This is a genomic window from Rhodoferax sp. RT4P68, from assembly GCF_056521305.1.
On the sequence record NZ_JBWMBB010000003.1, the window covers coordinates 190316 to 202678 of the forward strand.

Genomic DNA, 12363 nt, shown 5'->3' on the forward strand with positions numbered 1-12363 from the left:
CCTCTCAGGCGTGGGCGTGCAAACCGGGGACGGAGGAAGTGGGGGCGGTCGGTGTCGCCGGCGTCGCCGTCTCGCGCACCGGGCGGCGCGGCAACGGGTGTGCCTCGTCGCCCAGGGAAGCGCCCACCGGTGCAGCGACCGGTGCCGTTGCGCAAGCGCTGGCCTGCGCATGCGCCGCGCGCAAGGCCTGCGACAACTGCGCTGCGACGGCAGCCGCCTGCGCCTCGGGCAGCGCGCGCAGCATCGGCTGCGGCTGGCGCAGGTGCCAGGGGCGGGCATGCGGCCACAGATGCGGGTAGGCGATGCGGTCGTCACCGGCCAGGGTCAGCGCGATCTCGCCGCTGCCGGTGCGCTGGCGCAGGCTCGCGGCGGCGATGCGCTTGAGCGGCAGGTTGAAGGTGATGGACAGCACCACCCCGATGCGCATCACGACGCGCGCGCTGGTCAGCGTGTAGACGCTGGTGCGCGCCAGCAGCCAGGCCATGCCGGCGATCAGGCCCAACCCCAGGCTGATCGGCGCCAGCATGCCCAGGCAGCCCAGCAGCGCCGCGCCCAGGCCGGCGCCGTCGTACAGATCGCTCACCAGGCGCCACACCAGCAGCAGCGCGAAGTACAGCGCCACCTTGCGGATGTGCAGCACCTGTACGGCCAGCAACTTCGCATCGGGGCTGCCTTGCCACAGCAAGGTTTCGCCAGCCGGCAGCTCTTCCGGCAGGCCGTGCGTCGCCTCGAACTCGTGTTCGTGCGCGGGCTCCAGAATGTTGACGGCCTTCACAGCAGCGGCTCCTGCCGCTCGGCCGTGGCGTACAGCGTGCCGGCGCCGTAGTAGGCCATCACCTTTTCTTCTTCCAGCATGGTGACCTGCTCCGGGTTGCGCGTGCCGGGCACGTCGGCGAACTGGTGGCCGAGGATGGAGCGCACCAGCACGCGGCGCCGCTGCACCCGCGCGAAGTTGATCGGCAGCAGCACGCGGCGCCCGCCGGCCGTCTGCACCTCGACGTAGCGGAACAGCATCTCGGCGCGGTCGACCCACAGGTCCACCACCGTGCCGCCTTCCATCATGTCGGCGCCATAGACCGGCAGGCCGCGCGGGTCCACGTCCTCGCGCGCCACGCCGAAACCGCCAGCCGCGCGCAGCGGCACGATGCGGGCGTCGCCTTCGACCGTGCGGTCGGGCACGTCGGCCCGGTCAGCCCAGGCGCCGGGGCCTACGCCGGCCAGCAAGGGGTTGCCCGTCGGCTCCAGCGGCAGCCCGCGGTACACGCCTTCGTGCATCGGCGGCTGGTTGTCGCGCCGCGCGTTGGGTGCCTGCACGGTGCTGCCATCGGCCATGCGGTAGGTCTTCGGTTTGGGCACCGAAGGCCAGCCCTGGTGCGTAATCGACCCGGAGCGGTCCGACTCCAGCGGGTAACCCTCGCGCTTGTTCTCGCGGTGCAGGTAGTAGATGAGCCCCGCGAAGAACACCCAGAAGGCGTAGAGCACGATTTGGGCAACGTCGATGTAGCCCGTGATGGCACCAGTTTCCATGGAAAGCTCCTTCAGCCTGGGAATTCCGCCAGGCCGAAGCGCCTGGCAGGGGGGGAGGGGTCGGTGCGCGCCGCGCGGCGGCTGCGCACCAGGGGACCAATGGCGACCAGCGTGGCGAACAGCAACGCGATCTCCAGGTGGTAGACGGTGCTGTAGGGCACCGAGATATCGGTCATTGCAGGGCCCAGCAGCCCATGGGCACTGAGCCAGCCGAACAGGTCGCGCAGCAGTCCGCCGGCGGCCGTCGCCAGGCCGGCGCAACCAGCCTGCACGGCGCCCCAGGCGCCCAGTGCCAGGCCGGCATGGCCGTCGACCTTCAGGCCCATGGCGACGATCAGCATGCAGACGGCGAAGAGGCCGCCGCCCAGACCGATGCCGAAACTGCCGACACGGAACAATGCGGCCGACTGCAGCGGCGCGGCGAACACCACGGCCGCGAATGCGAAGATGCCGACCAGCGAGCCCAGCGCTGCCAAGCGATATGGATCGGCGCCCTGTTGCAGCTTGCGGCCCGCAAAGGCAAAGGCCAGCAGCGAGCCCAGTGCCAGCCCGGCCGTCAGCAGGCTGGTGGCCGCGACCGACAGCCCCAGCACCGTGGCGCCGTAGGGCTCCAGCACCACGTCCTGCATCGCGAATCCTGCTGTGCCCAGGCCCAGCGCCACCAGGAAGCGTTTGGCCTGCGGCTGCGCCACGAAGCGGCCCCAGGCGTGGCGGAAAGGCGCCTCGGCCGGAGCGGTGCTGCGCGTCGGGCTGCGGGCCTCCTGCTTCCACAGCGCGATGCCGTTCAGCACCACGGTAAGAATGGCCGCGCCCTGCACCACACCGACCAGCCGCGTCGGCGTGAAGGTCATCAGCACCAGGCTGAACACCACACTGCCCACCAGCATGCCGGCCAGCAGCATCACGTACATCAGCGCCACCACACGCGGGCGCTTCTCAGTGGGCGAGAGGTCGGTGGCCAGCGCCAGGCCAGCGGTCTGGGTCGTCTGCATGCCCAGCCCCACCAGCAGGAAACCGAGCGCCGCGGCTGCCTGCGGCACGCCGGGAATCTCGATGGCCGCCTGGCCAATGACACCGGCCGGCGCCATCAGCAGCAGCGCAAACGGCAGGATGCACAGGCCCCCGAACTGCAGCAGCGTGCCGATCCACAGATAGGGCACACGCCGCCAGCCGAGTGCCGAGCGGTGCGTGTCGGAGCGGTAGCCGACGAAGGCGCGCAGGGGCGCCACCAGCATGGGCAGCGCCACCATCAGCGCGACCAGCCCGGCCGCCATGCCCATCTCCACGATCATCACGCGGTTCAGCGTGCCCACCAGCAGGGCCGCCGCCATGCCCACCGAAACCTGGAACAGCGCGAGGCGCAGCAGGCGCGCCAACGGCAGGTCGGTACTGGCCGCATCGGCAAACGGCAGCAGCTGCGGGGACATGCGCGTCCACAGCTTGATCAAGGGGGCAGGCGCGAGGTTCATGGCTCAGCGTGCACGTGCCATCTCGCAGGCCTGCGAGGTGTAGAAGCCACTGGCAATGCGCTGCGTGCGGGCCTGTTGCCAGCCTGGCACGTTGCGTGACAGCTGCGTGCGCAGGCCGTGCACGCCCACGGGCACGATGGCCGGCGCGCGGTCGCCGCGCGGGAACAGCCGGCCGACGTTGTGCATGACGGTGAGCAGCGGCGTGCGCGGCGCCACCGTGAACACGATGCTGTGCCGCACGCGGCCCGACCAGCCGTGGACCAGCGCGGCGGCGTCATCGGGCTGGTAGTGGATCAGCGAGTCCATCGCCACCACATGGTCGAAGTCGCCATCGTCGGGCGCGCGCATGTCGCCGCTGCGCCAGGTGATGCGCTCGCGTAGCAGCTCCGCATCCGCCTCGGCATCACAACGTTCGCGGCCGAGCTGCACCAGCGTGGGCGAGAGGTCGATGGCCAGCACCTGGGCGCCGCGCCGTGCCGCTTCCACAGCCAGTGCGCCGGTGCCGCAGCCGGCGTCCAGCAGGCGCAAGCCGGTCATGTCCGTGGGCAACCACGACAGCAGCGTGCTGCGCATGCGGTCACGGCCCGCACGCACCGTGGCGCGGATGCCGCTGACCGGCGCGTTCGATGTCAGGCGCGCCCAGGTGGCGGCGGCCGTGCGGTCGAAGTAGGTTTCGATCTCGCCGCGGCGCTGCAGGTAGGCGTTCGCCGGGCCGCCCCTAGAACGCAGCGCCCCCTCGGGGGGTGGCGAGCGCAGGGAGACTGGGGGCGATGTATTTGGGGTGCTCATGATCAGTCGAATCCCAGCAGGTCGAACAAATCGCGGTCCTTGAGCGGAATGGCTTCGAGCGGCGCACCACCCAGATACAGGGCAGCCGCCAACCGCATGTACTCGGCCTTCACCTTCTCCAGCTCGGGGCTGGGCTCCATCTCGAACAGCGTGCTCTTCTTCAGCCGGCTGCGGCGGATCACGTCCAGGTCGGGGAAGTGCGCGGCCAGCGTCAGCCCGGTGCGCGCGTTGTACTTGTCGATCTGGTCTGTGTCCGTGCTGCGGTTGGCAATCACGCCGCCCAGGCGCACCTTGTAGTTCTTGGCCTTGGCGCCGATGGCCTGCACGATGCGGTTCATCGCGAAGATCGAATCGAAGTCGTTGGCGGTGACGATCAGCGCGCGGTCCGCGTGTTGCAGCGGCGCGGCGAAGCCACCACACACCACGTCGCCCAGCACGTCGAAGATCACCACGTCGGTGTCTTCCAGCAAGTGGTGCTCCTTGAGCAGCTTGACCGTCTGGCCGACCACGTAGCCGCCGCAGCCGGTGCCGGCCGGCGGGCCGCCCGCTTCGACGCACTGCACGCCGTTGTAGCCTTCGAACATGAAGTCTTCGGGCCGCAACTCTTCGGCGTGGAAGTCCACCGTCTCCAGCACGTCGATGACGGTGGGCAGCATCTTCTTGGTCAGCGTGAAGGTGCTGTCGTGCTTGGGGTCGCAGCCGATCTGCAGCACCCGCTTGCCCAGCCGCGAGAACGCGGCCGAGAGGTTCGACGAGGTCGTGCTCTTGCCGATGCCGCCCTTGCCGTAGATGGCGAACACCTTGGCGGTGCCGATGCTCACGTTCGGGTCCAGCTGCACCTGCAGGCTGCCCTCGCCGTCCAGCCGGCGTTTGCTGATGGTGCGGATCGGAAACTCTTCGACTGCGTTCATGCCGCTGCCCTTTCGACGAAGACACCTTCCAGGCGGTCTTCGAGTTCATCGCCGGCCTGGCGCAGGGCTTCGAGCGTTTCGGCGTCCGGCTGCCAGTACTGCCTGTCGCAGGCTTCCAGCAGACGGTTCGCCAGCCGCGCCGATGCGGTGGGATTGAGTTGGGCCAGGCGATCACGCATGGCCGCATCGAGCACGAAGGTTTCGCTCAGACGCTGGTAGACCCAGGGCTGCACCTGGCCCGTGGTGGCCGACCAGCCCAGCGTGTTGGTCAGGTGCACCTCGATCTGGCGCACGCCCTCGTAGCCGTGTTCCAGCATGCCCTCGTACCACTTTGGGTTGAGCATGCGCGTGTGGGTTTCGAGCGAGACCTGTTCGGACAGCGTGCGCACCACGCCGGCATCGCCCACCGTCTGGTCGCCGATGTAGACGGGCAGCGGCACGGCGGCGCCACCCGGCGCGCGCTTGGCGCGTTGCACCGCGCGGCTGATGCCGCCCAGGGTGTCGAAATACGTGTCGACCGTGGTCACGCCGAGTTCTACCGAGTCCAGGTTCTGGTAGGCCAGCTCGACGTTGCGGAGCACGCTGGCGAGCAACGCGGCCTTCTGCACGGGGCGACCGCTGCGGCCATACGCAAAGCCTTTGCGGCGCGTGTAGGTTTCGGCCAGTTCGTCTTCTTCGCTCCAGGCGCCGTTGTCGATGAGGCTGCCGACGTTGGCACCGTACGCGCCCTCGGCATTGCCGAACACGCGCAGCGCTGCCGTTTCCATGTCGCAGCCCTGTTCGCGCTGGTAGGCCAGCGCATGCTTGCGCACGAAGTTCAGGTGCTCGGGCTCGTCGGCCGATGCGGCGAGGAACGAGGCCTCGGCCAGCAGCTTGATCTGCGCGGGCAGCAGGTCACGGAAGATGCCCGAGAGCGTGACCATCACGTCCACACGCGGGCGCCCGAGTTGCTCGAGTGGCACCAGCTCCGCACCGGCCAGCCGGCCGTAACTGTCGAAGCGCGGCGTGGCGCCGATGAGGGCCAGCGCCTGCGCGATGGGGGCGCCTTCGCTCTTCAGGTTGTCGGTGCCCCACAGCACGAGTGCGATGGATTCGGGAAAGCCATGGCCGTCCTGCGCATGGCGCTCCAGCAGGCGCGTGGCCTGGATGGCGCCGTCCAGCACGGCGAAGCGGCTGGGGATGCGCGTGGGGTCGAAGCCGTGCAGGTTGCGGCCCGTGGGCAGGATGTCGGGGTTGCGCAGCAGGTCGCCACCGGGGGCCGGGCGCAGGTAGCCGCCGTCCAGCGCGTGGACCACGGCAGAGAGCTCGGTATCGACGGCCAGCAGGCGCGCCGTGTGGGCCAGCGACTCCATGTGCGCGCGGCGTTCGGGCTCGGCGGAGCGGCCTTCGGCCAGCAGCAGTGCGGCGGCGCTGGCGCCTGCGACCAGGCGTTCGATCAGGGCCTCTGCAGGGGCCTGGCCTGTCGGGAAGCTGGCCTCGGCGCAGGCCATCAGCATGCCGACGCGTTCGCTGGGCCTGGGCACTTCGCCCAGCACATGCAGGCCGTGCGGAATGAGGGTCAGCTCCAGCTCCTGCAGTTCTTCGCCGAGGTGCTGGGCCAGGGCTTCGGCCGTGGCATCCCACAGCGCGGCGCCCGCCGGCAGCAGGTTCATGGCCTGGCCTTGCGACTGCAGCAGCGGCGCCAGTGCGGCGCGCTCGGCCTGCGCCTCGGGTGGCAACGCGCGCCAACGCAGCAGGGATGCCTTCAGATCGACCAGTCCCTTGTACAGCCCGGCCTGCGCAACCGGCGGCGTGAGGTAACTGATCAAGGTGGCGGCACTGCGGCGCTTGGCCAGCATGCCTTCGGAGGGGTTGTTGGCCGCGTAGAGATAGAGGTTGGGCAGGTCGCCGATCAACCGATCGGGCCAGCAGTCGCCCGAGAGTCCCGCCTGCTTGCCGGGCATGAATTCCAGCGCGCCGTGTGTGCCGAAATGCAGCACGGCATGCGCGCCGAAGTCCTCGCGCAGCCAGCGGTAGAAGGCCGAGAAGGCATGCGTGGGCGCAAAGCCGCGTTCGAACAGCAGCCGCATGGGGTCGCCCTCGTAGCCGAAGGCGGGCTGGATGCCGACGAACACGTTGCCGAAGCGCTCTCCCAGCACCTGGATGTGCTGGCCGTCGCTCTGCTGGCGGCCCGGCGCGGGACCCCATTGCGCCTCGATCTCGGCCAGCCAGCGCTCGCGGCGCACATGCTCGTTGGCGGGGATGCGTGCGTGCACATTCGCCATGGCGCCGTGGCGTGCGGCATTGCCGACCAGCAGGCGCTCGCGCAGGTCATCCACGCTGGCCGGCATCTCCACCGTGTAGCCCTCGCGCTGCAGCGCCTGCAGCGTGTTGAAGAGCGAGGCGAACACACCGAGGTAGGCGGCGGTGCCGGTGTTGCCGGCATTGGGCGGGAAGTTGAACAGCACGGCGGCGATGCGACGCTCGGCCCGCTCGCTGCGCTTCAAGACCACCAGCCGGGCCACGCGCGCGGCGAGCATCTCGGCGCGGTCGGGGCAGGTGTGCATGTCGTTGTGGCCTTCGCTCTTCTCGAAGGTGCAGTGCCGGCTGCAGCCGGTGCAGGCGGTGCCGTTGGCGTCGCTGCGGCCGCCGTAAATCATCGGGCCGGTCGATCCATCCAGCTCGGGGATGGCGACCATCATGGTGGACTCCAGCGGCAGCAGGCCGCGCTCGGAACCACCCCAGGCCTCCAGCGTCTGGAACTCCACCGGCATCACCGAGAGGTAGGGCACGTCGAGCTGCGCGAGCAGCGTTTCGGCGGCCTTGGCATCGTTGTAGGCGGGGCCGCCGACCAAAGAAAAGCCCGTCAGCGACACCAGCGCATCGACGGTGACGCGGCCATCCTGAATGAAGAACTTCTCGACTGCAGGCCGCGCGTCCAGCCCGGTGGCAAAGGCCGGCAGCACCTGCAGGCCGCGCGCTTCCAGTGCGGTGATCACACCGTCGTAGTGGGCGGTGTTGCCCGCCAGCAGGTAGGAGCGCAGCATCAGCAGGCCGACCGTGCCGCGCGGCGGCTGGCCCGCCAGGGTGATCGGGCGCGGCAGACTCGCTGCGTTCTCGCTGATGCGCTGCGCCATGCGCGGGTGGTAGACGCCCAGCTCGGGGTATTCGGTGGGTTCGGCCGGCTTGGTCTGGCCGCGCAGGGCGGCGCGCGGGCCGCTGGCATAGCGGTCCACCAGCATGTGGACCAGCGCGGCGATGTTCTCCTGCGAGCCGGCCAGCCAGTACTGCAGCACCAGGAAGTACACGCGCACGTCCTGCGCGGTGCCGGGGATGAAGCGCAGGATCTTGGGCAGGCGGCGCAGCATCTTCATCTGCTGCGCGCCGGCACTGGCCTTGGACTTGTCGTCCCCGCTGGTGGCGGACTTGCCGCGCAGGCGCTTGAGCAGGGCCATCGGCCCGCTGACCTTGCCGTCCATCGAGAACTTGCCCATGCGCGTGAGCTTCATCACCTCGCCCGAGGACATGGCGCAGACCATCGCGTCGCAGGCCTCGCGGCGTGCGCGCAGCGCCTCGATGACAGGCAGGAAGTGCTCTTCCATGAAGAGCATGGTGACCAGCACGATGTCGCCGCGTGCGATGTCGTCGATGCAGCAGCGCAGGGCTTCTTCGTCGGTGGCCCAGTCTGCCGCCGCGTGCACCGAGAGGCTGACGCCGGGCAGCGAGCGCGCCAGCACGCCATGGGCACGCTCGGCGGCGCTGCGCAGGTGGCTGTCCATGGTGATCAGCACGACCCGCATCGGCACAGCCACCGCCACCGGCGCGCGGGCCGAGGCCACTGTCCTAACGACTGAAATGGGCTTTGGCATCGTAGAGGGTCTCGATGGTGATCAGGGGCAAGCCCTGGTCGATGGCATAACGCTCGGTGTTGCGCCGGGCCTTGCCCCGCACGAAGAAAGGAATCTTGCCCAGCTCGCGCTCGGCATCGGGGGCCCAGCGGGCGACGACGATGGGTTCTGAAGCCGGCGCGGGCATCGGGGGCGCGGCAGTGGCGGGAACAGGCTTCAGCGCAGCGCGCGGCATGTGTTCGGCTGCGACCGGCATCTGTTGGGCTGCGGCCAGGGGCGCCGGGACTGCCGGGAGCGCAAGCTCCGCAGCGGATGCAAGTTCTGCGACCGGAGCAGGCTCTGCGACCGGTGCCACTGCGGCCAGCTGCGCAGGCGCCGGGTTGTTGCGCGTGAGGTGCGAAGGCGCGGCATCTTCGTGGAATTCGAAGTCGCCCTTGAACATGTGCAGCAGGTGCTCTTCCAGGCCCATCATCAGCGGCTGCACCCAGGTGTCGAAGATGACGTTGGCGCCTTCAAAACCCATCTGCGGTGCGTAGCGCGCCGGGAAGTCCTGCACATGCACGGGCGCGGAGATCACGGCGCAGGGCAGGCCCAGCCGCTTGGCGATGTGGCGCTCCATCTGCGTGCCCAGCACCAGCTCGGGTGCTGCGGCGGTGATGGCGGCCTCCACATCGAGGTAGTCGTCGCAAATCAAAGGCTCCACGCCGTACAGGGCGGCGGCCTCGCGCAGGTCGCGGGCGAACTCGCGGCTGTAGGTGCCCAGGCCCACGACCTGCAGGCCCAGCTCCTGGCTTGCCACGCGCGCTGCGGCGATGGCGTGCGTGGCGTCACCGAACACGAAGACGCGCTTGCCGGTGAGGTAGTTGGCGTCCACCGAGCCGGCGTACCAGGGGCTGTGCGAGGCGGTGGCATCGACGCGTTCCATGGCTTCTTGCGGATCGATCCCGGCCAGGCCCGCCACTTCGGCGATGAACTCGCGCGTGGCCAGCACACCGATGGGCACCGTGCGTGTGTGCGGCTGGCCCAGCGTGCGTTGCAGCCAGGCGGCTGCCAGCTGGCCGGTCTCGGGGTACAGCACCACGTTGAAATCGGCGTGGCCCAATTGCGTCAGGTCGTGTGGGCTGGCGCCCAGCGGCGCGACCACGTTGACCTCGATGCCGATCTGCGCCAGCAGGCCGCGGATCTCCTTCAGGTCGTCGCGATGGCGAAAGCCCAGAGCCGTGGGGCCGAGGATGTTGCAGCGTGGTGCCGCACCGGCGACGCGTTCTACGCGTGTCTTGGGCACCAGGTTGCGCACCAGTTGGTAGAAGGTCTCCGACGCGCCCCAGTTTTCCTTCTTCTGGTAGGAGGGCAGCTCCAGCGCCACGACGGGGATCGGCAGCGCCAGCGCATGCGCCAGACCACCCGGGTCGTCCTGGATCAGCTCGGCGGTGCACGATGCGCCCACCAGCATGGCCTGGGGCTGAAAGCGCTCGTAGGCATTGCGCACGGCGTCCTTGAACAGCTGCGCCGTGTCGCTGCCCAGGTCGCGCGCCTGGAAGCTGGTGTAGCTCACCGGCGGGCGCGTGGCCTTGCGCTCGATCATCGTGAACAGCAGGTCGGCGTAGGTGTCGCCCTGCGGCGCATGCAGCACGTAGTGCAGGTCGCGCATGCCGGTGGCCACGCGCATGGCTCCCACGTGCGGGGGGCCTTCGTAGGTCCAGAGCGTGAGTTGCATGCTGTTGTGCTCTATGCGGCCAGCAACTGGCGGCGGTGCAGGGGGCGGCTGAACAGGCCGGCCAGATCGGCCGCCTGCTCGAAACCCTGGATCGGGCTGAACACCAGCTCGATGGACCACTTGGTGGTGTAGCCCTCGGCCTCCAGCGGGTTCGCCAGGCCCAGGCCGCAGACGATCAGGTCGGGGTTGGCGGCGCGGCAGCGGTCCAGCTGGCGCTCCACGTCCTGGCCCTCGCTCAGCACGGTGCCGGCCGGCAGCCAGGCCAGTTCCTGCGCCATGTGCTGGCGGTGCAGGTAGGGCGTGCCGACTTCGGTGAGCTGCATGCCCATCTCGCGCGCCAGGAAGCGGGCCAGTGGCAATTCGAGCTGCGAATCGGGGAAGAAGAAGATGCGCTTGCCGGCAAGCTGGCGGCGGTGCACGGCCAGGGCTGCTTCGGCACGCTGGCGGGCCGGGGCCATGGCGGCGAGCGCACGCTCCGGCGGCACGCCCATGGCGGTGGCGGCGGCCAGCAACCAGGCGCTGCTGCCTTCCACGCCGAGCGGAAAGGGCGCGGCCACGCGCTGGGCACCACGGGCCTCCAGCAGTCGCGCCGTCTCGGCCAGAAAGGGCTGGGCCAGCAGCATGTGCGTGTGCAGGCCGACGGCCGGCATGCTGCCTGCGCGCCGTGCGGGAAGGAAGTCCACACGGGTGATGCCCATGGCGGCGAGCAGGCGGCGGAACTGGTCCTCCACCACATCGGCCAGCGCGCCGACGATCAGCAGCGAGGGCGCCGTGTCCTGCGCCTCGTCCAGTTGTGGCACCAGGGCGGCGAGGCAGGCGTCCTCGCCCTGCGTGAAGGTGGTCTCGATGCCGCTGCCCGAGTAGTTCAGGACCCGCACGGCCCCGTGTTGCTGCGACAGGCGCTGCGCGGCGCGCGACAGGTCCAGCTTGATGACTTCGGAGGGGCAGGAACCGACCAGGAACAGCAGCTTGATGTCGGGCCGGCGCTGCAACAGCCGCGAGACGACCTTGTCCAGCTCCTCGTTCGCGTCCGCCAGGCCCGCCAGGTCACGCTCGTCGATGATGGCCGTGGCGAAGCGCGGTTCGGCAAAGATCATCACGCCGGCGGCGGACTGGATGAGGTGCGCGCAGGTGCGCGAGCCAACCACGAGGAAGAACGCGTCCTGGATCTTGCGGTGCAGCCAGATGATGCCGGTCAGTCCACAGAACACTTCGCGCTGGCCGCGCTCGCGCAGGATCTCGGTGTCGGTGCAGCCGGCCTCCACCTGGATGGGGATGACGGGGCTCACGGGGCGCAGTTCCGTCTTTGCGACTGCCGGCGCAAACGCCGTCGAGAACGCGGCTGCCGTAGCGGTAGCGGTCGTCATTGAGAGGGTTGCGGCGGCATTCATGCGGCCGCTCCCGCCGCCATGTCCAGCCGCGCCGCGCGCAGCTTCAGCAAGAACTGCGTGGCGTTGATCGCATACGCGGCATAGGCCGCCAGTGCCAGCACCATCTGCTGGTTGGCCGTTCCCCAGCCGTTCCACCAGGCCAGCAGGTAGGCCGTGTGCAGGGCTAGCACCAGCATGCTGAACACGTCCTCCCAGTAAAACGCCGGGGCGAACAGCCAGCGGTCGAAGACCACCTTTTCCCAGATGCAGCCGGTGACCATGATCAGGTAGAGCAGCGAGGTCTTGGCCAGCACGCTCCAGGCGGCCACTTCCTCGCCTTGCCCGGTCCACAGAAACCGCAGCACCAGGCCCAGGCTCACCAGGAACACCAGGAACTGCACGGGGGCCAGCAGGCCCTGCACGAGGGTCCAGCGGGTGGCATCGCGGCGCACGCGCTCGGCCGGCGTGTAGAGCGGCGCACGCCTGCTCGGATGGCGCGTAGGTGTGGCGGACTGCGATGCGGTAGGTGGCATGTGGCGAATCTAGGCTGCAAGCCAGCAAGTGTCAACTTGTATTGACGTTAAACAAAGTGGACACTTCCTAGGGTTTGCCCGCAGCTGGCGAAAATTCATTCAGAAAGTGCTTGACGGCACGCTTTGCTCCGAACGACATTGCACGCCGGGCGAACGAATCTGCTGAATCGGACGGCGCCCAGCCACCCGTTGTCAATCGCGGTTGACGCTGCGGGGCTGT

At 69.3% G+C, this 12363-nt stretch carries 9 protein-coding genes; all 9 read right to left on the reverse strand.

What is annotated here, in order from left to right; translation table 11 throughout:
- Positions 1-4 precede the first annotated feature (4 nt).
- A complete protein-coding gene (puhB, locus tag AC099J_RS07425) occupies positions 5-775 on the reverse strand; it encodes a photosynthetic complex putative assembly protein PuhB (RefSeq protein WP_479614594.1) in 771 nt (256 codons plus the stop codon).
- Positions 772-1527 carry a photosynthetic reaction center subunit H gene (gene puhA, locus AC099J_RS07430; RefSeq protein ID WP_479614595.1) on the reverse strand — a complete coding sequence of 252 codons (756 nt, stop codon included), beginning with the start codon at positions 1525-1527 and terminating at the stop codon, positions 772-774. The genes puhB and puhA overlap by 4 nt, the downstream gene beginning before the upstream one ends.
- An 11-nt stretch (positions 1528-1538) precedes the next feature.
- Complete coding sequence (locus AC099J_RS07435) at positions 1539-2996, reverse strand: BCD family MFS transporter (RefSeq protein ID WP_479614596.1); 1458 nt, start codon at positions 2994-2996, stop codon at positions 1539-1541.
- A 3-nt stretch (positions 2997-2999) separates the two neighbouring features.
- A complete protein-coding gene (bchM, locus tag AC099J_RS07440) occupies positions 3000-3785 on the reverse strand; it encodes a magnesium protoporphyrin IX methyltransferase (protein ID WP_479614597.1) in 786 nt (261 codons plus the stop codon).
- Positions 3786-3787: 2 nt separating this feature from the next.
- A complete protein-coding gene (bchL, locus tag AC099J_RS07445) occupies positions 3788-4696 on the reverse strand; it encodes a ferredoxin:protochlorophyllide reductase (ATP-dependent) iron-sulfur ATP-binding protein (RefSeq protein WP_479614598.1) in 909 nt (302 codons plus the stop codon).
- On the reverse strand, positions 4693-8514 hold the full coding sequence (locus tag AC099J_RS07450) for a magnesium chelatase subunit H (RefSeq protein ID WP_479614599.1): 3822 nt from the start codon (positions 8512-8514) through the stop codon (positions 4693-4695). Before AC099J_RS07450 ends, bchL begins: the two co-directional genes overlap by 4 nt.
- Positions 8515-8518: 4 nt before the next feature.
- Positions 8519-10240: a ferredoxin:protochlorophyllide reductase (ATP-dependent) subunit B gene (bchB, locus tag AC099J_RS07455; RefSeq protein WP_479614600.1), complete on the reverse strand. Its 1722-nt coding sequence runs from the start codon at positions 10238-10240 to the stop codon at positions 8519-8521.
- A gap of 11 nt (positions 10241-10251) precedes the next feature.
- Positions 10252-11529, reverse strand: a complete 1278-nt coding sequence (locus tag AC099J_RS07460) for a ferredoxin:protochlorophyllide reductase (ATP-dependent) subunit N (protein WP_479614601.1) — start codon at positions 11527-11529, stop codon at positions 10252-10254.
- A 98-nt stretch (positions 11530-11627) separates the two neighbouring features.
- Positions 11628-12143: a 2-vinyl bacteriochlorophyllide hydratase gene (gene bchF, locus AC099J_RS07465; RefSeq protein ID WP_479614602.1), complete on the reverse strand. Its 516-nt coding sequence runs from the start codon at positions 12141-12143 to the stop codon at positions 11628-11630.
- Between the last annotated feature and the right edge of the window lie 220 nt (positions 12144-12363).